Annotated in this window: 22 protein-coding genes and 1 tRNA gene; 12 read left to right on the plus strand and 11 right to left on the minus strand. The window is 70.4% G+C overall.

Annotated features, from left to right (window positions below):
- Positions 1-6: 6 nt before the first annotated feature.
- The 7 genes from IO30_RS0130240 (at position 7) to IO30_RS0130270 (ending at position 7,364) form a co-directional block, all read left to right on the plus strand.
- Positions 7-483 carry a PaaI family thioesterase gene (locus IO30_RS0130240; protein ID WP_031148203.1) on the plus strand — a complete coding sequence of 159 codons (477 nt, stop codon included), beginning with the start codon at positions 7-9 and terminating at the stop codon, positions 481-483.
- A gap of 39 nt (positions 484-522) precedes the next feature.
- Positions 523-963 (plus strand): hypothetical protein, encoded by a 441-nt coding sequence (locus tag IO30_RS0130245; protein WP_031148205.1) that lies wholly within the window; start codon positions 523-525, stop codon positions 961-963.
- Between the two features lie 644 nt (positions 964-1,607).
- The gene (locus IO30_RS0130250; protein ID WP_031148207.1) at positions 1,608-2,837 is read left to right on the plus strand and encodes a branched-chain amino acid ABC transporter substrate-binding protein; all 1,230 of its coding nucleotides are present in this window, start codon (positions 1,608-1,610) and stop codon (positions 2,835-2,837) included.
- 128 nt (positions 2,838-2,965) lie between these two features.
- On the plus strand, positions 2,966-3,895 hold the full coding sequence (locus tag IO30_RS0130255; protein WP_031148209.1) for a branched-chain amino acid ABC transporter permease: 930 nt from the start codon (positions 2,966-2,968) through the stop codon (positions 3,893-3,895).
- Complete coding sequence (locus tag IO30_RS0130260) at positions 3,892-5,724, plus strand: branched-chain amino acid ABC transporter permease (RefSeq protein ID WP_031148211.1); 1,833 nt, start codon at positions 3,892-3,894, stop codon at positions 5,722-5,724. The genes IO30_RS0130255 and IO30_RS0130260 overlap by 4 nt, the downstream gene beginning before the upstream one ends.
- Positions 5,725-5,727: 3 nt before the next feature.
- Entirely contained in the window at positions 5,728-6,651 is a 924-nt protein-coding gene (locus IO30_RS0130265) for an ABC transporter ATP-binding protein (RefSeq protein ID WP_031148213.1), read from the plus strand.
- Positions 6,648-7,364, plus strand: a complete 717-nt coding sequence (locus IO30_RS0130270; protein ID WP_031148215.1) for an ABC transporter ATP-binding protein — start codon at positions 6,648-6,650, stop codon at positions 7,362-7,364. Before IO30_RS0130265 ends, IO30_RS0130270 begins: the two co-directional genes overlap by 4 nt.
- A 91-nt stretch (positions 7,365-7,455) precedes the next feature.
- Here IO30_RS0130270 and IO30_RS0130275 read toward each other — a convergent pair whose 3' ends face one another.
- Positions 7,456-8,082 carry an ANTAR domain-containing response regulator gene (locus IO30_RS0130275; protein ID WP_031148217.1) on the minus strand — a complete coding sequence of 209 codons (627 nt, stop codon included), beginning with the start codon at positions 8,080-8,082 and terminating at the stop codon, positions 7,456-7,458.
- A gap of 119 nt (positions 8,083-8,201) precedes the next feature.
- On the opposite strand from IO30_RS0130275, the gene IO30_RS0130280 reads away from it, so the two are divergent.
- Positions 8,202-8,284 (plus strand) — tRNA-Leu (locus tag IO30_RS0130280).
- Between the two features lie 86 nt (positions 8,285-8,370).
- Positions 8,371-9,147, plus strand: coding sequence for a hypothetical protein (locus IO30_RS0130285; protein ID WP_031148219.1), 777 nt, complete (start codon positions 8,371-8,373; stop codon positions 9,145-9,147).
- Here the strand turns inward: IO30_RS0130285 and IO30_RS0130290 are convergent.
- The 3 genes from IO30_RS0130290 to IO30_RS0130300 all read right to left on the minus strand — a co-directional run bounded on the left by IO30_RS0130290 (position 9,144) and on the right by IO30_RS0130300 (position 11,994).
- A complete protein-coding gene (locus tag IO30_RS0130290; RefSeq protein ID WP_031148221.1) occupies positions 9,144-9,599 on the minus strand; it encodes a hypothetical protein in 456 nt (151 codons plus the stop codon). The genes IO30_RS0130285 and IO30_RS0130290 overlap by 4 nt on opposite strands.
- A gap of 119 nt (positions 9,600-9,718) precedes the next feature.
- Positions 9,719-11,146 (minus strand): pyruvate kinase, encoded by a 1,428-nt coding sequence (pyk, locus tag IO30_RS0130295; protein WP_031148223.1) that lies wholly within the window; start codon positions 11,144-11,146, stop codon positions 9,719-9,721.
- 146 nt (positions 11,147-11,292) lie between these two features.
- Positions 11,293-11,994 (minus strand): SIMPL domain-containing protein, encoded by a 702-nt coding sequence (locus tag IO30_RS0130300; protein ID WP_031148225.1) that lies wholly within the window; start codon positions 11,992-11,994, stop codon positions 11,293-11,295.
- Between the two features lie 142 nt (positions 11,995-12,136).
- Here IO30_RS0130300 and IO30_RS0130305 point away from each other — a divergent pair, with 142 nt between their 5' ends.
- Positions 12,137-13,948: a bifunctional metallophosphatase/5'-nucleotidase gene (locus IO30_RS0130305; RefSeq protein WP_031148227.1), complete on the plus strand. Its 1,812-nt coding sequence runs from the start codon at positions 12,137-12,139 to the stop codon at positions 13,946-13,948.
- Positions 13,949-13,979: 31 nt separating this feature from the next.
- Here IO30_RS0130305 and IO30_RS0130310 read toward each other — a convergent pair whose 3' ends face one another.
- The 7 genes from IO30_RS0130310 to IO30_RS0130340 all read right to left on the minus strand — a co-directional run bounded on the left by IO30_RS0130310 (position 13,980) and on the right by IO30_RS0130340 (position 24,986).
- Positions 13,980-15,389 carry a lysine N(6)-hydroxylase/L-ornithine N(5)-oxygenase family protein gene (locus IO30_RS0130310; protein WP_031148229.1) on the minus strand — a complete coding sequence of 470 codons (1,410 nt, stop codon included), beginning with the start codon at positions 15,387-15,389 and terminating at the stop codon, positions 13,980-13,982.
- Complete coding sequence (locus IO30_RS0130315) at positions 15,386-16,774, minus strand: pyridoxal phosphate-dependent decarboxylase family protein (protein WP_031148231.1); 1,389 nt, start codon at positions 16,772-16,774, stop codon at positions 15,386-15,388. Before IO30_RS0130315 ends, IO30_RS0130310 begins: the two co-directional genes overlap by 4 nt.
- A gap of 1,549 nt (positions 16,775-18,323) precedes the next feature.
- Complete coding sequence (gene pepN, locus IO30_RS0130320; RefSeq protein ID WP_107066944.1) at positions 18,324-20,891, minus strand: aminopeptidase N; 2,568 nt, start codon at positions 20,889-20,891, stop codon at positions 18,324-18,326.
- Between the two features lie 96 nt (positions 20,892-20,987).
- Complete coding sequence (locus IO30_RS0130325; protein ID WP_031148236.1) at positions 20,988-21,326, minus strand: chorismate mutase; 339 nt, start codon at positions 21,324-21,326, stop codon at positions 20,988-20,990.
- A 64-nt stretch (positions 21,327-21,390) separates the two neighbouring features.
- Positions 21,391-22,608: a sensor histidine kinase gene (locus IO30_RS0130330; protein WP_031148237.1), complete on the minus strand. Its 1,218-nt coding sequence runs from the start codon at positions 22,606-22,608 to the stop codon at positions 21,391-21,393.
- Positions 22,609-23,260: 652 nt separating this feature from the next.
- On the minus strand, positions 23,261-23,917 hold the full coding sequence (locus IO30_RS0130335) for a response regulator (RefSeq protein ID WP_031148239.1): 657 nt from the start codon (positions 23,915-23,917) through the stop codon (positions 23,261-23,263).
- A 307-nt stretch (positions 23,918-24,224) separates the two neighbouring features.
- On the minus strand, positions 24,225-24,986 hold the full coding sequence (locus IO30_RS0130340) for a serine protease (RefSeq protein WP_031148240.1): 762 nt from the start codon (positions 24,984-24,986) through the stop codon (positions 24,225-24,227).
- Positions 24,987-25,149: 163 nt separating this feature from the next.
- Between IO30_RS0130340 and IO30_RS0130345 the strand changes: the two genes are divergently transcribed.
- Positions 25,150-26,064, plus strand: a complete 915-nt coding sequence (locus IO30_RS0130345) for a hypothetical protein (RefSeq protein ID WP_031148242.1) — start codon at positions 25,150-25,152, stop codon at positions 26,062-26,064.
- Positions 26,065-26,190: 126 nt separating this feature from the next.
- Positions 26,191-26,913 (plus strand): HAD family acid phosphatase, encoded by a 723-nt coding sequence (locus tag IO30_RS0130350; protein ID WP_051859721.1) that lies wholly within the window; start codon positions 26,191-26,193, stop codon positions 26,911-26,913.
- Positions 26,914-26,987 lie beyond the last annotated feature (74 nt).

The raw sequence follows: 26,987 nt of genomic DNA on the forward strand, positions 1-26,987 counted from the left end.
CGGCCCATGGGCGAGAAGCACGCAGTGAAGTTCCCGCAGGAGGTACTCGACGAGTACGCGGCCCTGGGCATCGACCTGCCCGCTCTGTTCTCGGCCGGAGACCTCGGCGAGCGGATGGACATCCGCATCCTGGAGGCCTCGGCCGACCGCGTCGTCGGCACCATGCCGGTCAAGGGCAACACCCAGCCCTACGGACTGCTGCACGGCGGTGCCTCGGCCGTGCTGGCCGAGACCCTCGGCTCGATCGGCGCCATGATGCACGGCGGCATCAACAAGATCGCCGTCGGCGTCGACCTGAACTGCACCCACCACCGCGGCGCCCGCTCCGGCCTGGTCACCGGCGTCGCCACCCCGGTGCACCGCGGCCGCTCGACCACCACCTTCGAGATCGTCATCACCGACGAGCAGGACAAGCGGATCTGCACCGCCCGCCTCACCTGCCTGCTGCGCGACACAGACCCGCAACACCCCGGCAACGCCTGACCGTTGTGACTTCCCCGGCGCCGGTCTAGCGTGCCCCGCATGGGTACGGGACCGGCGCCGCGGAGCGCCCGGACAGCAGGCGCGGCGGCCCTCGTCGCCGCCCTCGCCCTCGGCTGCACCACGGGCGGCGGCACGGGCGGCACCGCAGACGGCACCAGGGGCGCCCCCACGGCCTCCAGCACCCCCTCCGCCCCCGCCCCGCACACCACGTCCCCCCAGGACCTGTGCACCCACCTGATCACCCACTGGAGCGGCGTCCTCCTCGACGCCGGACCCGGCCAGGACCCCGTAGGCCTCGACTACCAGGCCATGGGACTCTCCGGCGGCCAGAACGACATCCTGCGCGCCGTCGTCGCCGCCGCCCGCACCGAAGAGCAGACCGCGGGACGCGAGGCCTCCCGCGCCCTCGTCGCCCGCGAGGCCCGGCTGCGCTGCGAGGAGCGCTACCGCTCCGGCACCCCCACCGGCGGCCCCTGGTGACCGAGACCCTCACCGTCCGTTGCGGCCCGCCCTGCGCCCCGCCGGTGACCGCCCAGCGGACGGACCCCCTCCGGCGGACACGCACGGTGACGCGGACACGTCGCACACCCTCTGCGACCGGCACCGGAGCCCCCGGCCGGGCAGGGGCGGCGATTGACCCTTCGAATGGGTTCATATGACACGGAATTCAGGACTCCCATTTCCGGGGGTAACTCTGCGCAATGACCATCGAAAAGCAGGCCACCCCTCCACCCCGGGCAACCCTTATGAAGGGGATCATTTCAACCCCCTGACCAGGCCTTGTCCCGGAGATCGAGACGACCCACCCCCCGGCAGGTCATGACCAAAACCCGCCACAGTCCTGCACGGTCAGGACTCAAACCCCCAGACAGTCCTGCCGCATCTCACCATGCGGACAAGACGAACCGGCCGGAATTCCCCCGTTCCACCCCCACAGATCCGCTATGTATTACGCCGTGGCATAACAAGAGAGTCACATCATTGGCCTGAGCCCTCCATATGGGCCTATCAGCCGCTTAGAGTCACGGCCAGTCACCGCGACCACCGGATTCCTTTCAGTTCGGTTCCCCGCGTTACGACTCGGCGCGTCCCACGGGGGACGCCGTGCCTGGAAAGGACTGATCGTGCGTCATCGTTCCCTCATTGCCGTGACGGCCGCGCTTGCCGCGGGAGCCCTCACTCTCACCGCCTGTGGATCGCGCGACGACAAGGGCGGGAACGACGCCGGCGGCGGCGACACCACGGTCGTCATCGGCGTCGACTCCCCGACGACCGGCGACCTGTCGGCCCTCGGCCTCGGCATCCGCAACTCCGTCGACCTGGCCGTCCGCCAGGCCAACGAGAAGAAGTACGTCAAGGGCATCACCTTCAAGCTCGAAGCCCTCGACGACCAGGCGCAGGCCGCATCCGGCCAGCAGAACGCGACCAAGCTCGTCGCGAACAAGGACGTCCTCGGCGTCGTCGGCCCCCTGAACTCCTCGGTCTCCGAGTCCATGCAGAAGGTCTTCGACGACGCCAAGCTCGTCCAGATCTCCCCCGCCAACACCAGCCCCTCCCTCACCCAGGGACCCAAGTGGGCCACCGGCGAGAAGGCCCGCACCTACAAGAGCTACTTCCGCACCGCCACCACGGACGCCATCCAGGGCCCCTTCGCGGCGCAGTACCTCTTCAACAAGGCCGGCAAGAAGAAGGTCTTCATCATCGATGACAAGAAGACCTACGGCGCAGGCCTCGCCGGCACCTTCAAGGGAGAATTCACCAAGCTCGGCGGCCAGGTCGTCGGCGAAGGCCACATCGACCCGGAGAGCAAGGACTTCTCCGCCGTCGTGACCCAGGTCAAGAGCTCCGGCGCCGACGTCGTCTACTACGGCGGCGAGTACCCCGCAGCCGGCCCGCTCAGCAAGCAGATCAAGGCCTCCGGCACCAACATCCCGCTCGCCGGCGGCGACGGCATCAAGGACAAGAAGTACGTCGAGCTCGCCGGTGAAGGCGCCCAGGGCGACTTCAGCACCTCGGTCGGCGCCCCCGTGGAGACCCTCCCCTCCGCGCAGGACTTCATCGCCAACTACAAGAAGGCCGGCTTCAAGGACGACTTCTCCGCCTACGGCGGCTACTCCTACGACTCGGCCTGGGCCATCATCGAGGCCATCAAGACCGTCGTCGAAGCCAACAACGGCAAGCTCCCCGCCGACGCCCGCGCCAAGGTCCTCGACGCCGTCCAGAAGGTCTCCTTCGACGGCGTGACCGGCAAGGTCTCCTTCGACGAGTTCGGCGACGCCACCAACAAGCAGCTGACCGTCTACAAGGTCGAGGGCGACGACTTCAAGACCGTCGAGTCCGGCACCCTCAGCTGACCTCCCACCCGCTAGCCGGCAGCCCCCCGGCCACCCGCTAGCACCCCCACCCCTCTCTGCCGCGCGGGGCGCGCACACAAAGCGCCCCGCGCGGTGTCACATCCGTCGAAAGACTCGGAGGACCTGCGGTGCACGAACTGCCGCAACAGCTGGTCAACGGCCTGCTACTGGGATCCATGTACGGGCTCGTCGCCATCGGCTACACGATGGTCTATGGCATTGTCCAGCTCATCAACTTCGCCCACGGCGAGATCTTCATGACCGGCGGCTTCGGCGCGCTCACGGTCTGGCTGATGCTCCCCGGCGGCACCACCATGTGGATCGCCCTACCGCTCATGCTCATAGGCGCGGTCATCGTGGCAACCACCATCGCCGTCGGCGCGGAACGCTTCGCCTACCGCCCCCTGCGCAACGCACCACGCCTCGCCCCGCTCATCACCGCCATCGGCCTCTCCATCGCCCTCCAGCAGGCGGTATGGGCCTGGTACCCGGGCGCCACCAGCTCCATCGTCTTCCCCGAGATCCCCGGCGGACCCTTCCACCTCGGCAGCATCACCATCCAGACCGGTGACGTCTTCCTCCTGATCGCAGCCCCCGTCTCCATGGCCTTCCTCGGCTTCTTCGTCAAGAAGACCCGCACCGGCCGCGGCATGCAGGCAACCGCCCAGGACCCCGACACCGCCAAGCTCATGGGCATCAACACCGACCGCATCATCACCACCGCGTTCGCCCTCGGCGCCCTCTTCGCCGCCGTCGGAGCCGTCGCCTACGGCCTCAAGTACGGCGAAGTCCAGTTCAAGATGGGCTTCCTCCTCGGCCTCAAGGCCTTCACCGCAGCCGTCCTCGGCGGCATCGGGAACATCTACGGCGCCATGGTCGGCGGCCTCGTCCTCGGACTCGCCGAAACCCTGACCACCGTCTACGTAGACGACATCCCCGGCCTCCAGCAGCTCGGCGGACAGTCCTGGGGCAACACCTGGGCGTTCGTACTTCTCATCCTCGTGCTCCTCTTCCGGCCGCAAGGCCTGCTGGGCCAGCGCGTGTCGGACAGGGTGTGACCTCCATGACGACCATCACCGCGGACACCGCGAACACCGAGAAGAGCCCCACCACGGAAAAGGGCTTCATCGCCCTCTCCGAAAAGACGGCCCGACTCCTCGCCACCGGCGGCGGCGCCCTCACCGCCCTCTCCGCCTTCCTCGCCTGGACCTGGACCACCGCCTACCCCGGCAACCTCACCGTCTACGGCTACCCCGGCGGCCTCCAGGTCCTCGTCCTCATCGGCGGCATCCTCACCACCCTCTTCGGCCTCGCCTCCTACGGAGTCAAGGGCCTCAGCTGGCTCGCCCCCGCCGGCACCGACGCGGCCATCAAGCTCTCCGCCCTCGCCGCATTCGTCACCACCTGGTACACCGTCGTCTCCATCGTGGTCGAGCTCGGCGCCCTCGTCGACCTCGAACCCGGCGCAGCCTTCGCCGCCCTCGTCAGCCTCGCCGCCGTCATCGGCGCCTTCGCCCTGCCCTTCAAGCGACCGGCTCTCGAAGGCCCCGACCCCGACGACAACGACTGGGACAAGTTCAAGCACGAAGCCGGCAACAAGTGGGCCACCTTCAAGGCCTCCTTCGCCACCGGCCCCGTCACCCCCGCCAAAGTCCTCCCCGCCTGGACCGAGATCCTCCTGATCGCCGCCGTCCTCGGCCTCGGACTCCTCGTCTTCACCTACGGCATCACCACCGCCTACCAGGAACTCTTCATCGGCTTCCTGATCACCACCAGCTTCGGTGCCGCCGCACTCAACAAGGCAGGCCTCATGGCCCGCCTCACCACCCTCACCAACCGCCACCGCAACGTCGCCCTCGTCGGCGCCTTCGCAGCAGCGGCCGCCTTCCCCCTCACCCAGACCGACGACCAGTACGCAAGCCTCGGCGTCAACATCCTCATCTTCGCCACCGTCGCCCTCGGCCTCAACATCGTCGTCGGCCTCACCGGCCTCCTCGACCTCGGCTACGTCGCCTTCCTCGGCGTCGGCGCCTACACCGCAGCCCTGGTCTCCGGCAGCCCCAACTCCCCCTTCGGCGTCCAGCTCCCCTTCTGGGCCGCACTCCTCGCCGGAGCAGCAGCATCCATGATCTTCGGCGTCCTCATCGGCGCCCCGACCCTGCGACTGCGCGGCGACTACCTCGCCATCGTCACGCTCGGCTTCGGAGAGATCTTCCGCATCTCCATGAACAACCTCGACGGCGTCTCCGGCCCCGACGTCACCAACGGCCCCAACGGCGTCGCCAACATCCCGAACATCAACCTGTTCGGATTCGACTTCGGAGCCGCACACACCTTCCTCGGCTTCACCATCGGCCGATTCGCCAACTACTTCCTCCTCATGCTGGCGATCACCCTCATCGTCGTCCTGGTCTTCCGCCGCAGCGCCGAATCCCGCATCGGCCGCGCCTGGGTCGCCATCCGCGAAGACGAAACCGCCGCCGAAGCCATGGGCATCAACGGCTTCCGCGTCAAGCTCATCGCCTTCGCCCTCGGCGCCACCCTCGCCGGCCTCGCCGGAGTCGTCCAGGCACACGTCCAGTACACGGTCACCCCCGACCAGTACCAGTTCGCCAACGCCGTACCCCCGAACTCCGCGTTCCTGCTCGCCGCGGTCGTCCTCGGCGGCATGGGCACCATCTCCGGACCCCTCGTCGGCGGCGCACTCCTCTTCCTCATCCCCAACAAGCTCCAGTTCCTGGGTGAGTACCAGCTCCTCGTCTTCGGCTTCGCCCTCATCATCCTGATGCGACTGCGCCCCGAAGGCCTCATCCCCAACCGGCGCAACCAGCTCGAACTCCACGACGAGGCTGCCGCCCCGACCGTCCTCGGCAAGGCAGGGGTCTGACCCATGACGACCACCACCACCCCCGCCCCCACCACGGCGGAAACCGTCCTCGACGCACGCGGCGTCACGATGCGCTTCGGCGGCCTCACCGCCGTCAAGAACGTCGACCTCACCGTCCGCAGCGGCGAAATCGTCGGCCTCATCGGACCCAACGGCGCCGGCAAGACCACCTTCTTCAACTGCCTCACCGGCCTCTACATCCCCACCGAGGGAGAAGTCCGGTACAAGGACACGGTCCTGCCGCCCAAGTCCTTCAAGGTCACCGCCGCCGGCGTCGCCCGCACCTTCCAGAACATCCGTCTCTTCAACAACATGACGGTCCTGGAAAACGTCCTCGTCGGCCGCCACACCCGCACCAAGCAAGGCCTCTGGTCCTCGCTCCTGCGCCTCCCCGTCTTCCACCGCGAGGAAGCCGCCAGCCGCGAACGGTCCATGGAACTCCTGGAGTTCATCGGCCTCGCCCACAAGGCCGAACACCTCGCGCGCAACCTCCCCTACGGAGAACAGCGCAAGCTGGAGATCGCCCGCGCCCTCGCCAGCGACCCCGGACTCATCCTCCTGGACGAGCCCACCGCCGGCATGAACCCCCAGGAAACCCGAGCCACCGAAGAACTCATCTTCGCCATCCGGGACCAGGGCATCGCCGTCCTCGTCATCGAGCACGACATGCGCTTCATCTTCAACCTCTGCGACCGGGTCGCCTGCCTGGTCCAGGGCGAGAAGCTCATCGAAGGCACCGCCAGCGAGGTCCAGAGCGACGAGCGCGTCATCGCCGCCTACCTCGGCGAACCCTTCGAAGGCGCCCCCGGCGCCGAAGAAGCCGCAGAGGTCGAAGCCGCCGAAGCCGAAGTGGCTGAGGCCGTAGCCGCCCAAGCCGAGGCGGCCGAGGCGCACAGCACCACCAGCACGGACGGAGAAGCCAAGTGACCGCCCTCCTCGAGGTCGAGGACCTCCGCGTCGCCTACGGCAAGATCGAAGCCGTCAAGGGCATCTCCTTCAGCGTCGACGCCGGCCAGATCGTCACCCTCATCGGCACCAACGGCGCGGGCAAGACCACCACCCTGCGGACCCTCTCCGGCCTGATCAAACCGCGCGGCGGCCAGATCAAGTTCAACGGCAAGTCGCTGAAGAAGGTCCCCGCGCACGACATCGTCGCGCTCGGCCTCGCCCACTCCCCCGAGGGCCGGCACATCTTCCCCCGCATGACCATCGAGGACAACCTCCTCCTGGGCGCCTTCCTCCGCAAGGACAGGGAAGCCATCCAGAAGGACGTCCAGCGCGCCTACGACCTCTTCCCCATCCTGGGAGAACGCCGCAAGCAGGCCGCAGGCACCCTCTCCGGCGGCGAACAGCAGATGCTCGCCATGGGCCGCGCCCTCATGTCCCAGCCCAAGCTGCTCATGCTCGACGAGCCCTCCATGGGCCTCTCCCCGATCATGATGCAGAAGATCATGGCGACCATCGCCGAGCTCAAGGCCCAGGGCACGACCATCCTCCTGGTCGAGCAGAACGCCCAGGCCGCGCTCTCCCTGGCCGACCAGGGCCACGTGATGGAGATCGGCAACGTCGTCCTGTCCGGCCCCGGCCGCGACCTCCTCACCAACGAGGACGTCCGCAAGGCCTACCTCGGCGAGGACTGACCCCCGCCGCAGGACCGCCACACACGCGTGAGGCCCGCCTCCCCTCGGGGGGAGGCGGGCCTCACGTACGTACCGGGGGCCTCGGCCCTTGTCAGCCCTTGGCCGCGTTCTTCTTCTCCTCGGCGTCCTCGATGACCGCCTCGGCGACCTGCTGCATCGACATGCGGCGGTCCATGGACGTCTTCTGGATCCACCGGAAGGCGGCCGGCTCGCTCAGCCCGTACTGCGTCTGCAGGATGCTCTTGGCCCGGTCCACCAGCTTGCGGGTCTCCAGCCGCTGCGAGAGGTCCTCGACCTCCTTCTCCAGCGCACGCAGCTCCGCGAACCGCGACACCGCCATCTCGATGGCCGGCACCACGTCGCTCTTGCTGAACGGCTTCACCAGGTACGCCATGGCCCCGGCGTCCCGGGCCCGCTCGACCAGGTCGCGCTGCGAGAACGCGGTGAGCATGAGCACCGGGGCGATGGACTCCTCCGCGATCTTCTCCGCGGCGGAGATCCCGTCCAGGACGGGCATCTTCACGTCGAGGATCACCAGGTCGGGCCGGTGCTCACGCGCGAGCTCCACGGCCCGCTGGCCGTCCCCGGCCTCACCGACGACGGAGTACCCCTCCTCCTCCAGCATCTCCTTCAGGTCGAGACGGATGAGCGCCTCGTCCTCGGCGATGACGACGCGGGTCGTCAGCGGCGGAACGTGCGACTGGTCGGCGTCGGGCATGGGCGTCGACTCGTGCTCGGCGGTCACGGGGGCTCCTCTTTGCGGGGCTGTGCTGCTTGTATGAGCCTACCTAGCAGCGGAGCCCGATGGTCACCCGGTACACTCCGACGTGCGACCCTGCCGGGTTGGTGGAATGGCATACACGGATGTCTCAAACACATCTGCCCGTGAGGGCTTGCGGGTTCGAGTCCCGCACCCGGCACAGAGTCCGAAAAGCGGACGTTCACCTTCGCGTGAACGTTCGCTTTTTGCTGCACAGGGTCACCGCTCATCACGCACGGTGTCCTCATGGAGTTTCACAGCCTCGAAGTACGACAGACGGCCGTCACCCTGCTGCGTGAAGGTGTCCGCAACGCGGAAGTGGCCCGCAAGCTGAAGGTGCCGCTCGGCACGATCAGCTACTGGAAGCACAAGGACCGGGCGAAGCGTGGCGAATGCCCCGGGCCCCATCAACCCGACTGCCCACGGTGTGACGGTAGCCCGCTCGACACGGAGGCCTACTCCTATCTCCTCGGCCTATACCTGGGAGACGGCCACATAAGCCGGTATTCAGGCCACAGGGTGCCCAATCTGATGATCACATGCGATGACCATTGGCCCGGCCTCATGGACGCCACAGAGCAGGCCATGCAGCGCGTGTTCCCCTTCAACCAGGTGTGCCGCGTACGGAAGACCGGATGCCACAACGTCAAGGTGTACTCGAAGCACCTCCCCTGCCTGTTCCCACAGCATGGCCCCGGCCGCAAACACGAGCGCCGCATCGCCCTTGAGGACTGGCAGCAGGAGATCGTCGATGCGCATCCCTGGGAGTTCATCCGGGGGCTGATCCATTCCGACGGGTGTCGGGTCACCAACTGGACCGTCCGCAACGGCAAGCGCTACGAGTACCCGCGGTACTTCTTCACCAACAAGTCGGACGACATCCGGAAGCTGTGCACGGACACCCTCGCGAAGGTCGGCGTCGAGTGGACGATCCTGGCGCGGGGCAGTGACCCGTTCAACGTGTCGATCGCCCGGCGGGCGTCCGTCGTGCTGCTGGATGCCCACGTCGGGGCGAAGTACTAGGGGAGGTCGCCGTTGCCGCCGAGGTTGGCGACCAGGCGGCGGAGGGTGTCGATGGTGGCGGCGTACGTCGCGTCGTCGATGCCTTCGCGCATGCGGGCGTGGACCTTGGCGTTGCGGTCGTGGGCGCGCCGGCGGCCCGCTTCGCCGGCTTCGGTGAGGGTGAGGGTGCCGTCGGTCCCGGTGAGCCAGCCGCGGGCGGTGAGGTCGTCATAGAGGGCCTCGAAGTCGGTGTCCTGGTCGTCGAAGGGGGCCAGCTTCGCGGTGAGGGCGGTGCGCGTCCAGGTGGCCGGGGAGCCGGCGACGTGGTTGAGGGTCCACCAGTGGGGCTGGGTGAGGTCTTCTTCGGCGAGGGCGGTGCGGAGGCCGCCGATGACCAGGTTGGCGGCTTCGCGGGTCCAGTAGCCGATGGGCTGGGCGGCGAGGCGGGCCTGGGGGTATTCCTTGATCGTCATGGTGTGAGCGTAGGAGCTCGACCGGACTTGAGGTCAAGGGAGTCGGGGGCGACCGCGTCGGGCGGGCGCTCCCTCTGTGCGGTGGGGAGCGGCCCGACGCGGTGTGTCGTCGTCGACGGTCAGCGGACGGCGTCGCCGATGTGGTGGATGCGGACCAGGTTGGTGGAGCCGCTGACGCCGGGGGGTGAGCCGGCGGTGATGACGACGGTGTCGCCGGGTACGCAGCGGCCGATGCGCAGGAGTTCTTCTTCGACCTGGGCGACCATGGCGTCGGTGGAGTCGACGTGGGGGCCGAGGAAGGTTTCGACGCCCCAGGTGAGGTTGAGTTGGGAGCGGGTGGCGGGGTCGGGGGTGAAGGCGAGGAGGGGGATGGGTGAGCGGTAGCGGGAGAGTCGGCGGACGGTGTCGCCGCTCTGGGTGAAGGCGACGAGGAATTTGGCGTCGAGGAAGTCGCCCATTTCGGCGGCTGCGCGGGCGACGGCGCCGCCTTGGGTGCGGGGCTTGTTGCGGTCGGTGAGTGGGGGGAGGCCCTTGGCGAGGATGTCTTCTTCGGCGGCTTCGACGATGCGGGACATGGTGCGGACGGTTTCGACGGGGTATTTGCCGACGCTGGTTTCGCCGGAGAGCATGACGGCGTCGGTGCCGTCGATGACGGCGTTGGCGACGTCGGAGGCTTCGGCGCGGGTGGGTCGGGAGTTGTCGATCATCGAGTCGAGCATCTGGGTGGCGACGATGACGGGTTTGGCGTTGCGCTTGGCGAGTTTGACGGCGCGCTTTTGGACGATGGGGACTTGTTCGAGGGGCATTTCGACGCCGAGGTCGCCGCGGGCGACCATGATGCCGTCGAAGGCGGCGACGATGCTGTCGATGTTCTCGACGGCCTGGGGCTTTTCGATCTTGGCGATGACGGGGAGGCGTCGGCCTTCCTCGTCCATGATGCGGTGGACGTCCTTGATGTCGTCGCCGCTGCGGACGAAGGAGAGGGCGATGACGTCGGCGCCGGTGCGCAGGGCCCAGCGGAGGTCGTCGATGTCTTTTTCGGAGAGGGCGGGCACGGAGACGGCGACGCCGGGGAGGTTGAGGCCCTTGTGGTCGGAGACCATGCCGCCTTCGATGACGGTGGTGCGGACGTGGGGGCCGTCTACGGCGGTGACTTCGAGGGTGACGCGGCCGTCGTCGACGAGGATGCGTTCGCCGGTGGTGACGTCTGCGGCGAGTCCTTTGTAGGTGGTGCCGCAGGTGTGGCGGTCGCCTTCGTGGTCTTCGACGGTGATGGTGAACTCGTCGCCGCGTTCGAGTAGTACGGGTCCTTCGCGGAAGCGGCCGAGTCGGATCTTCGGGCCTTGAAGGTCGGCGAGGATGCCGACGCTGTGGCCGGTTTCGTCGGAGGCTTTGCGTACGCGCTGGTAGCGCTCTTCGTGTTCGGCGTAGGTGCCGTGGCTGAGGTTGAGGCGGGCGATGTCCATTCCGGCTTCGACCAGTGCTTTGATCTGGTCGTATGAGTCGGTGGCGGGGCCCAGGGTACATACGATTTTCGCTCGGCGCATGGGGTGAGCGTATGCCCCTACCAGGGAGTAGGAAATTGGTTCCTGGTGTCCACTCAACAACCTTTGAGCAAAAGCTTGTTGACAACTGTTGAATGTGCATGAGGGTGCTCTGATGAGCACCCTCATGGGCCCGTTTCCGCGTGTTCTCAGAGCTGCGGCGGGGTCATTGTGAAGCGTGCGTTCACCTGGGCGTAGACGGTCTGGCGCTGCGGTTCGAGGTCGAGGGGCGGGGCGCCTGCGTCCTCGGTGGTGCTGAAGGCCATGGTGCGCATTCCGCTGCCGGGGTGGGCGGGGAAGGGGTCGGCGTTCTCGGCTCCGAGGTCGGCGAGTTCGACGAGGGCGGCGAGGCGTGCGCCGAGGGCTTCGGCGTATTCGCGGGCGCGCTGGACGGCTTCGAGTACGGCTTGGCGGCGGGCTTGGCCGTGGGCGGGTGAGGTGGGGCGCAGGGCCCACCAGGGGCCGTCGACCTGGGTGAGTTCGAGGTCGGCGAGGCGGGTGGTGAGTTCGCCGAGGGTGGTGAAGTCGTTGAGTTCGGCGGTGATGTGGACGCGTCCGTGGTAGGCGCGGATGCGTTCGCCGCGGCCGTGGCGGGTGAGTTCGGGGCTGATGGAGAAGGAGCCGGTCTCCAGTTTTTCGACGGGGTCGCCGTAGCTCTTGATGAGGTCGAGGACGGTGGCGTTGCGTCGGGTGAGGTCTTCGAGGGCGGTGCGGCGGTCGGTGCCGCGGGCGCTGACGGTGATGGTGATGCGGGCGATTTCGGGTTCGACTTCGAGGCGGGCTTCGCCGCGGACGGCGACGCGGGGGGTTTCGGGGGTTCCGTAGGGCTGGTGCGATACGTCCTGGGTCATGGTTTCCACTGTCGCACTGTGGTGCGGAGGGGTGGGGTCATCGGATCGAAACCTTGTGGGGGTGTTGCCGGTTGTCGTGGCCGGGTCAGAATCTACGCGCGCTGATCTACGCGCGTTGTTGGTTCCTCACGAGGGAGATGGCATGGGGTTCGACCGCAGGACGTTCTTGGGTTCCACGGCTGTGACGGGTGCGGCGGTGGCGCTGGTGGGGGGCGCGGCCGCTCCGGCTGCTGCTGCCGCTGCGCAGCCGGCGGGGCAGGGGTCGCAGGGCTCGCGGACGTATGCGTTCACGGTGATGGGGACGACGGATCTGCACGGGAACGTCTTCAACTGGGACTACTTCACGGACCGGGAGTTCGATGACAAGGCGCACAACGACGTGGGTCTGGCGAAGATTTCGACTCTGGTGAATGAGGTGCGGGCAGCGAAGGGGCGGCGCAATACGCTGCTGATCGATGCGGGTGACACGATCCAGGGCACGCAGTTGTCGTATTACTACGCGAAGGTGGATCCGATCACGGCGCGGCGTGGTCCGGTGCATCCGATGGCGCAGGCGATGAATGCGATCGGGTACGACGCGGCGGCGCTGGGGAATCACGAGTTCAATTACGGGATTCCGGTGTTGCGGAAGTTCGAGGAGCAGTGTGATTTTCCGCTGCTGGGGGCGAATGCGCTGGATGCGAAGACGTTGCGGCCGGCGTTCGCGCCGTACAGCATGCACCGGTTGCGGACGCCGTGCGGGCGGGATGTGAAGGTGGCGGTGCTGGGGTTGACGAATCCGGGGATCGCGATCTGGGACAAGGCGCACGTGCAGGGGAAGATGACGTTCCCGGGTCTGGAGGAGCAGGCGGCGAAGTATGTGCCGCGGTTGCGTTCGATGGGTGCGGATGTGGTGATCGTGTCGGCGCATTCGGGGTCGAGCGGTACGTCTTCGTACGGGGACCAGTTGCCGTACGTGGAGAATGCGGTGGCTCTGGTGGCGGAGCAGGTGCCGGGGATCGACGCGATTCTGGTGGGGCATGCGCATACGGAGATCCCGGAGTACCGGGTGAGGAACAAGGCGACGGGTAAGGAGGTGGTGTTGTCGGAGCCGTTGAAGTGGGGGCAGCGGCTGACGTTGTTCGATTTCGAGCTGACGTGGGTGAAGGGGCGTTGGTCGGTGGCGAAGGTGTCGGCGAGCGTCATGAATTCGAATGTGGCGGTGGAGGATCCGAAGATCACGGGGTTGTTGTCGGACGAGCACCGCAAGGTGGTGGCGTACGTGAACCAGGTGATCGGTACGTCGTTGCAGGCGATGAGTTCGGCGGAGGGTCCGGTGAAGGACGTGCCGGTGATCGATCTGATCAACCATGTGCAGGCGGAGACGGTGCGGGCGGCTCTGGCGGGTTCGGAGTGGGCGGCGTTGCCGGTGGTGTCGCAGGCTTCGTGTTTCTCGCGGACGGCGGGGATACCGGCGGGTCAGGTGACGATCCGGGATGCGGCGGGTCTGTATCCGTTCGAGAACACGTTGGAGGCGCGGCTGCTGACGGGTGCGCAGTTGAAGGATTATCTGGAGTATTCGGCTCGGTATTTCGTGCGGACGGCGCCGGGAGATGTGGTGGATCCGGCGAAGCTGACGAATGCGGAGGGGATTCCGGACTACAACTACGACGCGGTGTCCGGGCTGGTGTACGACGTGGACATCGCGCAGCCGGTGGGTTCGCGGATCACGGGGTTGTCGTTCGGGGGTCGGGCGGTGGATCCGGCGGAGCGGTTCGTGCTGGCGGTGAACAACTACCGGGCCTCGGGGGGTGGGAACTTCCCGCATGTTCCGCAGGCCAGGCAGTTGTGGGCGGATTCGGATGAGATCCGGAACACGATCGTGTCGTGGGTGAAGGCGAAGGGGACGGTGGATGCGGCGCAGTTCGCTTCGGTGGGCTGGCGGCTGACGCGGGGGTCGGTCCCGGTGTTCTAGCCGTGGTGGGTTGTTAGGGGTTGTCCGGTCGTCAGGGGTGGTCGACCAGCGGGAGCAGTTCGCCGGCGGGTCGGGGGCGGGTGTGCTCCCGCTGTTCGAGGCCGAAGGTGGTGAAGGCGGTGCGGCGGGGCTGGGGGTAGGGCTCTTTGCCGGTGAGGGTGTTGAGGATGGCGGCGCTGCGCCAGGCGGCGAGGCCGAGGTCGGGGGCGCCGACGCCGTGGGTGTGGCGTTCGCCGTTCTGGACGAAGATGCTGCCGGTGACGGCGGGGTCGGTGATCATCCGGTAGCGGTCGTCGATGCGGGGGCGGCCGGAGGAGTCTTTGCGCAGGTAGGGGTCGAGTCCGGCGAGGAGGCGGCTGAGGGGGCGTTCTCGGTAGCCGGTGGCGAGGACGACGGCGTCGGTGGTGAGGCGGGAGCGGGTGCCTTCTTCGACGTGTTCGAGGTGGAGTTCGACTTTGGTGGTGGCGACGCGGCCGGCGGTGCGGACGTGGACGCCGGGGGTGAGGACGGCGTCGGGCCAGCCTCCGTGGAGGGTGCGGCGGTAGAGCTCGTGGTGGATGGCGGCGATGGTGTCGGCGTCGATGCCTTTGTGGAGCTGCCATTGGGCGGGTACGAGGCGGTCGCGTACGGGTTCGGGGAGGGAGTGGAAGTAGCGGGTGTAGTCGGGGGTGAAGTGTTCGAGGCCGAGTTTGGAGTACTCCATGGGGGCGAAGGAGGGGGTGCGGGCGAGCCAGGTGAGGCGTTCTCGGCTGTCGGGGCGGGCGCGGAGGAGGTCGAGGAAGACTTCGGCGCCGGATTGGCCTGCTCCGATGACGGTGACGTGGGGGGCGCCGAGGATGCGGTCGCGGTGGTCGAGGTAGTCGGCGGAGTGGATGACGGGGACGGTGGGGGCTTCTACGAGGGGTCGTAGGGGTTCGGGGATGTGGGGGGCGGTGCCGATGCCGAGGGCGAGGTGGCGGGTGTAGGTGCGGCCGAGGGCTTCGGCTTCGCCGTCGGGGTCGAGTTGGGTGAAGTCGACTTCGAAGAGGTCGCGTTCGGGGTTCCAGCGGACGGCGTCGACCTGGTGGCCGAAGTGGAGTCCGGGGATGCGGCCGGCGACCCAGCGGCAGTAGGCGTCGTATTCGGCGCGGTGGATGTGGGACTGCTCGGCGAAGTAGAAGGGGAAGAGCCGTTCTTTGTGTTTGAGGTAGTTGAGGAAGCTCCAGGGGCTGGTGGGGTCGGCGAGGGTGACGAGGTCGGCGAGGTGGGGGACTTGGAGGGTGGCGCCTTCGATGAGGAGTCCGGGGTGCCATCGGAAGTCGCGGCGCTGGTCGTAGAAGGCGGTGGCGAGTTCGCCTGCGCCTTGTCGGGGGAGGCCGTGGGCGAGGGCTGCGAGGGACAGGTTGAAGGGGCCGATGCCGATTCCGACGAGGTCGTGGGGTGCATCGAGCTGGGCGGTCATCGGTGGGTGCTGCCTTCCAGGAGTGCGATGAGGGTGTCCAGGTCTGCCGCCGTGGTGTGGGGGTTGAGCAGGGTGGCTTTGAGCCAGAGGCGGCCGGCGGTGTGGGTGCGGCCGAGGACTGCGCGGCCCTCGTGGAGGAGGGTGCGGCGCAGGGCGGCGACCTGGTTGTCGTCGGCTCGGGTGGGCCGGAAGAGCACGGTGCTGATGGTGGGCGCCGAGTGCAGCTCGAAGCCGGGGTGGGCGTCGAGGAGGTGTGCGAGGTGTTGGGCGAGTGCGCAGGTGTGGTCGATGAGGCGGGTGATTCCGTCGCGGCCGAGGGAGCGCAGGGTGGCGGCGGTTTTGAAGGCGTCGGGGCGTCGGGTGGTGCGGAGGGAGCGGCCGAGGAGGTCGGGGAGGCCTGCTTCGGTGTCGTCGGTGGCGTTGAGGTAGTCGGCCTGGTGGGCGAGGGGGGTCAGGAGGGTGGTGTCGGGGACGGCGAGGAGTCCGGCGGCGACGGGCTGCCAGCCGAGTTTGTGCAGGTCGATGGTGAGGGAGTGGGCGCGGTCGAGTCCGTCGAGCTGGTGGCGGTGGCGGGGGCTGAGGGCGAGGAGGCCTCCGTAGGCGGCGTCGATGTGGAGGTCGGCGCCGTGGTGTTCGCAGAGGTCGGCGATGGGGTGGAGGGGGTCGATGAGTCCGGCGTCGGTGGTTCCGGCGGTGGCGGTGACGAGGACGGGGCCGGGGGTGGCGGCGAGGGCTCGGGCGAGGTCGTCGGGGTGCAGGGTGCCGGTGGGGGTGGGGACGGTGATGGCGGGCGGGAGGCCGAGGAGCCAGGCGGCGCGGGGGACGGAGTGGTGGGCGTTGGCTCCGTGGAGGACGGTGAGGCGGGGGCCGTGGCGTTCGCGGGCGAGGAGCAGGGCGAGTTGGTTGGCTTCGGTGCCGCCGGTGGTGACGAGGGCGTCGGGGTGGGGGGCGTGGGGGTAGAACTCGGCGGCAAGGGTGCGGGTGAGGAGGGCTTCGACGGCGGAGGCGGCGGGGGCCTGGTCCCAGGAGTCGAGGGAGGGGTTGAGGGCGCTGGCGGCGAGGTCGGCGGCGGCTGCGACGGCGAGGGGTGGGCAGTGCAGGTGGGCTGCGCAGAGGGGTTCGGCGGGGTCGGCGGCGCCGGCGGCCAGGGTGTGGACGAGGGTGCGCAGGGCTTCGTGGTCGCCGGTGCCGTGGGCGGGCAGTACGTCGCCGAGTGCGGCGTGGACCTGGGCGGTGACGGTGTCGGGGCCGCCGGCGGGGAGGGGTCCGCCGCGGGCGCGGGCGCCGGTGCGGAGGGCGTCGAGGACGGTGTCGAGGAGCGGCCGTAGGGCGTCGGGGCCTGCGGGGCCGCCGGCGAGGGGTGGTGTGCCGGGCGGCGCGGTCATCGGGTCCTCCGGAGGCGGGTTCGGCGCTGCCCGGGGGCGGCTGGGGCTGGGCCCCCGGTGGGTACAACGATCCGACCCGAATGGGGTAACCGCCGGGGTTTGTCCGTGCCCGTTCCGCTGGCGCGGTCCCGCTGGCGCGGGGCCGACCGGTGGGGCCCTACCGCTGCCCGCGGGGGCTGGGCGGGGGCGGGCTCTGCCGCTGCTTGCGGGGCTGGGCGGGGCTCTGCCATTGCCCGCCCGGGCTGGGCTCTGCCACGGCCCGCGGGGGCTGGGCTTTGCCGCTGCCCGCGGGGGCGGGGCTTTGCCGCTGCCCGCGGGAACGGGGCTGGGCTCTGCCACTGCACGCAGGGGCGAGGCTCTGTCGCTGCCCGCCGGGGGCTGGGCTCTGCCACGGCCCGCGGGGGCTGGGCTTTGCCGCTGCCCGCGGGAACGGGGCTGGGCTCTGCCACTGCACGCAGGGGCGAGGCTCTGTCGCTGCCCGCCGGGGGCTGGGCTCTGCCGCTGCCCGCGGGGGCGGGGCTCTGCCGCTGCCCGCCGCGGGACTGGGCTTTCCCGCTGCCCGCCGGGGCGGGCAGGGCCGGGGCGGGCCCGTACGACCGCCGGATCGCAGACGCCTGGACGGAGTGGCCGGGACTCCCCCAACGGTCGCCAGGGCGGGGGGGGAAAGTGGGCTGGCGGGACGACGGCCCGGTCAGTACGGAACCCTCTGGCTCCGAGCCCGGCCGGCACAGGCGGGGCGGCCCGGAGCCCGCGCGGGACCGCGGCGGCCGGGTCGGCGCGAACCGGGCAGCGGAACGGGCGCGTCACCCGGCCGGAGGGGGCTCAACCTCGTGTGGCGCCCCCGCTCGGGTCGCACCACCCGCGCAAGGCGGACCCCTGGGGTGGAGGGTCACACCAACCGGCTGAGGCGAGCCCCCGCGCGGGTCGCGCCAACCGGACGGGACGCTCCCCCGGGGTCGGGGGCACACCGACCGGGCCCCCGCCCCCAGTGGCGAGCCAGCCCGGCGGAGGTCACACCAACCGGGCGGGGCGGACCCCGGGGTCGGGGGCGCACCACCGGGCCCCAACCCCGGTGGCGGGACGGCCCGGCGGAGGTCACACCCACCAGACGGGACGGACCCCTGGGGTCGGGGACACACCACCGAGCCTCACCCCAGGTGGCGGGACGGCCCGGCGCGGGTTGCACCCACCAGACGGGACGGACCCCCGAGGGCGGGGGCGCACCACCGGAGCCCCACCCCCGGTGGCAAGCCGACCCGGCGGAGGTCACACCCACCAGACGGGACGGACCCCCGAGGGCGGGGGCGCACCACCGGAGCCCCACCCCGAGTGACGGGACGGCCCGGCGCGGGTTGCACCGACGGGACGGGCCCCGGAGGCGGGGCCCACTACCGGGCCCCACCCCCGGGGGCGGGACGGCCCGGCGCGGGTTGCACCGACGGGACGGGCCCCGGGGGCGGGGGCATACCAGCCGGGCCCCGGTGGCGGGGTGCAGGGCTGGGGTGGCCTCCGTCCCCCCGGGGGCTCGGCGCATCGGGGAGGGGGTGGGTCAGGGGGTGCGGACGTGGAGGGCTCGGGAGAGGTCGGCGAGTTGGTCGTCGAGCTTGCGGCGCAGTGACGGCTGGATGTCCGGGTCGGCGAGGCAGGCGCGGCCGGCCTGGAGGTTGGCTTCGTCGACGGCGTAGGCGGGGAAGGCCCAGCGGCCTGCGGCTGCGCCGATGGCGGGGCCGCGGCGGGCGCTGAGGGCGACGGCCTCGGGGTAGTAGCGCGGCACGTAGTCCCGTACGAGTTCGCTCTGTTCGGGCTGCCAGAAGCCCTGGGCGACGGCGGTGAACAGGTAGTTGGAGAGGCCGTCGTCGTGGAACAGCTGCTGCCAGGCGGCGGCCTTGGCCTCGGGGGTGGGCAGTGCGGCGCGGCAGCGGGCGGCGCCTTCCTGGCCGGTGGCGCTGGGGTCGGCGGCAAGGGCGGCGTCGATCTCGGGTTCACCGGCGGCGCCGAGGACGCAGAGGCGGGCGAGGGTGCGCCAGCGCAGTTCGGGGTCGAGTTCGGGGCCGCCGGGGACGGTGTCGTCGGCGAGCCAGGTCGTGAGGGTGTGGGGCTGGGTGGCGCTGTCGATGAGGACGCGTACGGCGGTGAGCCGCAGGCCCGGGTCGGAGCCGTCCTCGGTGCGGCGCAGCAGGTCGCGGGCGATGGCGGTGAGGGTGGCGAGGGCGGCGCCGCGCTGGTCGGGGGCGGTGTAGCAGTCGGCGACCTGGGTGCGGGCGAAGCCGAGAACGCCTTGGACGATGGCGAGGTCGGCTTCTGCGGGCAGGTGGGCGCGGGCGGTGGCGAGGTAGTCGGCGGGGGCGAGTTCGCCGTCGCGGACCATGTCGCGCAGGGAGTTCCAGACGACGGCGCGGGTGAGCGGGTCGGGGATGCCGGAGAGGCTGCGCAGGGCGGTGTCGACGGAGGTGGGGTCGAGGCGGACCTTGGCGTAGGTGAGGTCGGCGTCGTTGAGGACGAGGAGTGCGGGGCGCGGGCCGCTGGCGGAGAGGATCTCGTCGGAGGGGACGTCGAGGTCGAGGAGTTCGCGCAGTTCCAGGACGCGGTCGTCGACGGGGTCGTGGTCGTAGAGGCCGGCGGCGATGTGGTGGGGGCGGCTGCCGCGGCGGTCGACGGTGAGGGTCCAGCCGGGGGGTCCGTCGGCGCTGACCTGGATCTTGGGGGTGAGGGTGTCGGTGCCGGTGGTGCGGAGCCAGGTGTCGGCCCAGGCGTGGACGTCGCGGTCGGTGTGGGCGGCGAGGGAGTCGACGAAGTCGGCGAGGGAAGCGTTGGCGAACTTGTGGCGGGCGAAGTGGGTGTTGATTCCGGCGAGGAAGTCCTTCTCGCCGAGCCAGGCGACGAGCTGGCGCAGGGCGGAGGCGCCCTTGGCGTAGGAGATGCCGTCGAAGTTGAGGAGGGCGGAGGCGGTGTCGGGTACGTCGTCGGGGTCGGGGGCGACGGGGTGGGTGGAGGGGCGCTGGTCTGCGTCGTAGCCCCAGGGCTTGCGGGTGGCGGCGAAGTCGGTCCAGGTGCCGGTGAAGCGGGTGGCTTCGGTGAGGGTCTGGTAGCCCATGTATTCGGCGAAGGACTCGTTGAGCCAGATGTCGTCGAACCAGCGGAGAGTGACGAGGTCGCCGAACCACATGTGGGCCATCTCGTGGGCGATGGTGACGGCGCGGCGCTGGCGTTCGGTGTCGGTGACGGCGGAGCGGAAGACGTATTCGTCGCGGAAGGTGACGAGGCCGGGGTTTTCCATGGCTCCGGCGTTGAACTCGGGGACGAAGGCCTGGTCGTAGGAGTCGAAGGGGTAGGGCTCGGTGAATTTCTGCTGGTAGCGGTCGAAGCAGTCCTTGGTGATGGAGAGGATCTCTTCGGCGTCGGCGTCCAGGTGGGGGGCGAGGGACTGGCGGCAGTGGATGCCGAAGGGGAGTCCGGCGTGTTCGGTGGTCACGCTGTGCCAGGGGCCTGCGGCTACGGCGGCGAGGTAGGTGGGGATGGGGGGTGTGGCGGCGGACCGCCACACTGCGGTCCGGCCCTCGGCGGTGTCCCTACCGTCCGGGCTGTCCGTCGTGTCCGTCGTGTCCGTCGTGTCGATGCGCGTGGTGATGCCGTTGGCGAGGACGGTCCAGTGTGCGGGCGCGGTGACGGTGAATTCGAAGACGGCCTTCAGGTCGGGCTGGTCGAAGGCCGGGAAGACCCGCTGGACGTCGTCGAGGAACATCTGGCTGTAGACGTACGTCCGGCCGTCCGCGGGGTCGGTGAAGCGGTGCAGGCCCTCGCCGGTGCGGGAGTAGCGCATGCGGGTGTCGGTGCGCAGCTCGTGGGGGCCTTCGGCCAGGCCGGGGAGGGGGAGGCGGTTGCCGTCGAGGGAGGCGGGGTCGAGGGGGTGGCCGTCGAGCGTGACGGAGCGCAGTTCGTCCGGCTTCAGCTCCAGGAAGGTGTCTCCGGCGGTGCGGGTGGTGAACCGGATGACGGTGGTGGAGTCGAAGGTCTCGTCGCCGCCGGTGAGGTCGAGGGTGACGGCGTAGTGGTGGACGTCGAGGAGCTGGGCTCGGTGCTGCGCTTCGTTGCGCGTCAGTGCGGACATGGGGCCCATGCTGCCGCAAGGGGGCAGCCGGGCCCCAGGCGGTGTGATCTACGGCGCTACGGGACTACGGGCCGAGGGGCGGGGGCCGGGGGGCGGGGGCCGGGGCTACGGGGCGTCTTCGCCGGCGGCGATCGTCTCGTGGTGGCGGATGACCTCGGCGATGATGAAGTTGAGGAGCTTCTCGGCGAAGGCCGGGTCGAGCTTGGCGTTCTCGGCGAGCTGGCGCAGCCGGGCGATCTGGCTGGCTTCGCGGTTCGGGTCGGCCGGGGGCAGCTGGTGCTTGGCCTTGAGGTGGCCGACCTGCTGGGTGCACTTGAAGCGTTCGGCGAGCATGTGGACCACGGCCGCGTCGATGTTGTCGATGCTGTCCCGCAGTCGGGCCAGCTCGGCGGTGACGTCCGAGTCGATCCCGCCGGTGCCGTTGTCGCTGTCGCTCTTGTTCATGGTCACCGAGAATACGTGGCGGTGGCGGGTGGTCCTGCGGCCAGTCGGTCCGTGAGACGGCACGTCAGAGCGGCAGGACGGCGGTGACGAGCCAGCCGCCTTCGGGGGCGGGGCCTGCGGTGAGGGAGCCGCCGAGGGCTTGGGCGCGTTCGGTCATGCCGACGAGGCCGTAGCCGCCGCCGCGGGCGTTCTCGGAGAGGCGGGCGGGGCGGCCGCCGTCATCGGCGATGCGGACCTCCAGTCCGGCGGGGACGGTGCGCAGGCCGACCCGTACGGCGGTGGCGGTGGCTGCGTGCTTGGCGATGTTGGTGAGGGCTTCGAGGACGATGCGGTGGGCGGTGGCGGCGACGTCGCCGGGGAGGTGTTCCTCCAGTCCGGCTTCGATGTAGAGGACGACGGGCGGGCCGGTGACGGAGAAGCGTTCGGTGAGGGTGCGGATGTCGGCGAGGCCGGCGACGGGGGCGGTGCCGGCCCGGCGGCCGGTACCGGTGGCGGAGGCCGTGCCGGTGGCGGTGGGTCCGTCGGGGCCGTCGGGGCCTTCGCCCTCGTCCTCGTCCTCGCGGAGGATCTTCACGAGGCGGCGCATGGAGCCGAGGGCTTCGTCGCCGGCGGTCTCGATGCGGCCGAGGACCTCGGCGGCGCGTTCCGCGGAGACCTTGGTGAAGCGGGCCGCGCGGGCCTCGACGACGATCCCGGTGACGTGGTGGGCGACGAGGTCGTGGAGTTCGCGGGCGAGTTCGAGGCGTTCGGCGGTGCGTACGGCGCGCAGCTCGCGGACCCGCTGGGCGGCCTGGAGGCGCAGCAGGAGGGAGTACGCGCCGACGACGACGGTGAGGACGGAGAAGAGGAGGGTGAAGCGGCCGGGGTCGGTGTCGCGGACGGGGACGGCCATGCAGCCGAGCCCGAGGAGCGGGCCGAGGACGGCGGCGGTGCGGGCGGGGGCGCGGAGCAGGACCTGGGAGAGGAGGACGAGGAGGGCGATGGCTTCGCCTCCGCCCCAGACGACGAGGGGGTGGTTGCCGAAGATGAGCAGGAGGGTGACGGTCCAGGTGACGGCGGCGGCGAACCAGGCGCGGCCGAGGAGCGGCAGGGCGGGCCAGGGCACGGCGCTGAGGCAGACGAGGATCCCGGAGACCCATACGGCGGCGTGCGGGAGGCTGGGCTGGCGGGCGAGGACGACGCCTTCGAAGGTGACGAGGGCGAGCAGGGCGAGGGAGAGGCAGAGCCGGATCCAGTCGGCGGCGTGCGGGTGGCGCCGCGCCCAGCTGGCGAGGGGGCTCACGCCGCGCCCCCGCGGGGCCGGGCGCGCCTGCGGCTGCCGCTCCGGGTCTGGGTTCGCGTGCGCAGGCCGGCCCGGGTGCTGCGGGTGCGAGCGCTGCTCCAGGGAGGGGCCGCCGTACGGAGGCCGTGCCGCGTGGCCGTGCGGGCGTCGCCCCGGCTGCCGCTCCGGGCGCGGGTTCCCCTGCACGGACCGGGCCGGCCGCCCGCGCAGAGCCCGTCGCGACTGGCCGTGCGAGCAGCGGTTCCGCTGCCGGGGCCGCTCCGGGTCCGGGGTCTCGGGCGAAGGCCCGCCGAGCCCGCCGCCCGGAGGCCGTCCCGAGTGGCCGTCCGGGACCTGGCCCAGGTGCGGGCACCCGTACCGAGGCCGATCGGGGTGCCGGTCAGGCTGCATGGCCGGGTACGGGTACTGGTACTGGTACGGGCGCCGGCACGGAGGCGATCGCGGCTGCCGGTCCAGGCACGGGTACAGGTACGGCTCCCCCCGCGGCCGTGGTGGTCCGCACGGGCCGCGGGGAGCTGTTTCACCGGGCTTGTGCCGGTACGGGACCCTCCGCGGCAGGCGCTCGCCGGGGCCCGGCCGCGGCCGCCCGCCGGGGCCCCCGTGGGGCGCTCCGGGGTCGGGCGGGGTGGCGGGGTGCGGGACGCGTGGGGGGTCACGCCGTGCTGGCGGCGAGGCCGCTTTCCCAGGCCCAGGCGGCGATCTCGACGCGGTTGCGGGCGTCGAGTTTGGCCTGGACGTTGGCGAGGTGCGTCTTGACGGTGGAGAGTGAGACGAAGAGTTCCCCGGCGATCTCGGCGTTGGTGAGCCCGCGGGCGAGGCAGCGTACGACTTCCCGCTCGCGTTCGGTCAGGGGTTCGGCGGGGCGGCGTGCCGCGAGGGCGGCGGGGGTCCGCAGGGCCATGTCGCGCAGCAGCCGCACGGTGATGGCGGGTGAGACGAGCGAGTCGCCGACGGCTGCGGCGCGTACGGCCTCAACCAGCATGGCCGGGCTGGCGTCCTTGAGGAGGAAGCCGGATGCTCCGCCGTGGAGCGCCGCGTGGACGTACTCGTCGAGGTCGAAGGTGGTGACGATGACGATGCGGGGTCCGTCGTGGGCGGAGAGGCGCCGGGTGACTTCGAGTCCGTCGAGCTTCGGCATGCGGATGTCGAGGAGGAGGACGTCGGGGCGGTGTTCGGCCACTGCGGCGAGGGCGGCTTCGCCGTCGACGACGTCGGCGACGACCTCGATGTCGGGCTGGCTTTCGAGGATCATCCGGAATCCGGTTCTGACCATCTCCTGGTCGTCCGCGATGACCACTCTGATCGCCATGCGCCACCTGCCCCACTGTCGCCCGTTGCCGGTGTCCTGTTCCCCGGCCGGTCCTCTCCATGGGACGGGTGCGCGCGTCGGCCCGCAACCGCACGCCGGACCGTCGGGTGGGTGCCGCGGGGCTGGGACGGCGGTGTCCGGGCCTCGCGGTAGTGCCTTCGACCCTACGGGCGTACGGGGTGCGGTGCCTCGTCCTTCCGGCCGGACCTGGTCCGGCCGGAAGGACGAGGCGAGGCTGTCGTGCGGGGTGCCGTGCGGAAGCCCGTTCGGCACCTCGTACGGCACCTCGTACGGGCTCCCGTGGCGGCTAGAGCGCGGCCGCGGCGGCCTTGATCTGGGCGGCGAAGGTGGAGACCTCGGTGTAGACGCCGGGGTAGTCGGGCCGTGCGCAGCCCTGGCCCCAGCTGACTATGCCGACCTGGATCCAGGCGTTGGTGTTGTCGCGGCGGAACATGGGGCCGCCGGAGTCGCCCTGGCAGGTGTCGACGCCGCCCTGGTCGAAGCCTGCGCAGATCTCCTCGCTGGGGACGAGGGAGCTGCCGTAGGACTGCTGGCAGCTGGCGTCGGAGACGAAGGGGACGGTGGCCTTCATCAGGTAGCGCTGCTGTCCGCCGCCTTCGCGGGTGGCGCCCCAGCCGGCGACGGTGAAGGTGCCGTTGTCGTACTGCTTGGTCTCGGCGATCTTGAGGGTGGGCAGGTTGATGGGTTTGGCGAGCTTGATGAGGGCCCAGTCCTTGCCGGTGCCGTTGTAGCCGGTGGCCTGCTTGACCTTGGTGGACTTGACCTTGATGGCGCTGGAGCTGTTGAGGTCGACGACTCCGGCGGTGGCGGTGATGGAGGTGTTGTTGCCGGAGCCGCTGACGCAGTGGGCGGCGGTGAGGACGATCTGCTGGGTGTAGAGCGCGCCGCCACAGCCCATGGAGAGGCGGACCATGAAGGGGAATTCGCCTTGGGCGGCGCGGGTGCCGCCGACGACGGGGGCGGTGCCGGCGGTGGCGGAGCCGGGCTGGAGGCTGACGGCGGCGAGGGCGACCGCGCCGACGGCAAGGGTGCGCTTCATGAACCGCATGAGGGTGGACACAGTCGACACACTGCCTTTCGTGGGGGGTTGGGCCGTGCGCGTCATCGGGTGAATGACGGGTCCATGACACATCGAAGCCGTGGCCGCCATCAAGAACGCATTTTCGGCCAACTCCCGTCCGTGCGGCAGGGATTGCGGTAAGGAGGGCTCCATGACGCAGAACGGCGGGGTCCGCAGCCCGATCGAGCACGGATTTCCGCACGTGACGGCGGTGCGCTCCTGCATCACCGCCCTCTTCCGGCGCCTCGGGCCCGAGGGGATCGGTGCCTACGCGACGAGCTTCGCCCCGGCCGACGCCACCTTCGAGGCCACCGAGGACCTGCACCTGGGGGCGCAGCGGGTGGCCTCGGCGATGGTGCGCGCGCTGCGTCTGCCCGAGGCCCGGATGGTGGTCGCGTTCCGGCCGATGGAGGAGGCGGCCACCGTGGAACTCGCCGACGGGCCCGAGTACTTCGTCGAGGTCAACGACCGTTTCCGCACGCACCGCCGGGACCTGGCGGCGGCCCTGGCCCACGAGGTCACCCACGTGCTGCTGCACCGCCTGGACCTGCGCCTCCCGTCCGTCGCGGACAACGAGATCCTCACCGACACCGCCGCCGTCTACCTGGGGGCGGGCTGGCTGCTGCTCGACGCCTACCGCGAGGACGCGCTCACCCACCAGAAGCTGGGCTACCTCACCCCGGAGGAGTTCGGCTACGTCCTCGCCCGGCGGGCCGCCCTGTTCGGCGAGGACCCCTCCGCCTGGTTCACCAGCCCGCAGGCGTACGAGGCCTACGTGCGCGGCCGCGACCTGGCCGGACGGGACCTGCGCCGGGCCCCGCTCGCCGCGGCGGGCCGGGCGGAGCGGCTGCGCTACGCCGCGGCCCGGCGGACCGGGACCGCTCCCGGGACCGCACCCGGGGGCGACGGCCGGGGCGGGGCCCCCTACCGCTTCGGGAGGGACGGCTCGGGGCTGCGGGTGGAGTTCCCCTGCCCGGTGTGCGGGCAGGGGCTGCGGCTGCCGGTGCGCGGGGCGCTGCGGGCGCGGTGCGGGTTGTGCCGCACGGTGCTGGAGTGCGCTACGTAGATCCACTCGAAGGCGCGGATTCACCCCCCGGCCACGAAAAGTTTCTTACCGGCCAGTAGACATGGGGTCGGCCCTGACCGAATCTGGTCGCGTACATGCCAATTGCGTGACCGAGGAGCGTCCCCCATGCGCATCACCCGCCGCACCCGCAACGACCGGCCCACCCATACCGTTCGTGCCGTTCGTGCCGCCCGTACCGCCGCCGTCGGCACGGCCGCCGCCGCCGCGATCCTGACACTGGTTCCGGCCACCGCAGCACAGGCGGCCCCGACCCCGGCCCAGGTTCAGGCCCCCGCGGCCGCCGCCGCTGTCACCGCCTCCGCGCCCGGAGGCAACGCTGCGATCCTCGGCATCGATTACGCCACCTGGCAGCGCGACGTCGCCGCCGTCATCGACGCGGCCCGCCCCGCCATCGAAGCGCGCATCGCCGCCTCCCCCGCCGGGGAGAAGCCCGCCCTCGTCCTCGACATCGACAACACGTCGCTGGAGACGGACTTCCACTGGTTCTGGACCTTCCCGACCCCGGCGATCAGCAAGGTGCGCGCCCTCACCCAGTACGCGAGCCAGCGCGGGGTCGCCGTCTTCTTCGTCACCGCCCGCCCCGGGATCATCGAGTCCCTCACCGCGCACAACCTCAAGGCCGTCGGCTACCCGGTCTCCGGGCTCTACGTACGCGATCTGCCCGACCTGTTCGACGAGGTCAGCGCCTACAAGACGAGCAAGCGCGCGGAGATCGAGGCCCGCGGCTACACGATCATCGCCAACATCGGCAACAGCCCCACCGACCTCGTCGGCGGCCACGCCGAACGCACCGTCAAGCTGCCCGACTACGACGGCAAGCTGTCCTGAGCCGGTCGACGGGACAACATGATGGGGTGAACGCGGTTCAGCACCCGCCCGGAGCGGGTACTGATACCTCATCG

Source organism: Streptomyces xanthophaeus (assembly GCF_000725805.1).
GTDB classification, from domain to species: Bacteria; Actinomycetota; Actinomycetes; order Streptomycetales; family Streptomycetaceae; genus Streptomyces; species Streptomyces xanthophaeus.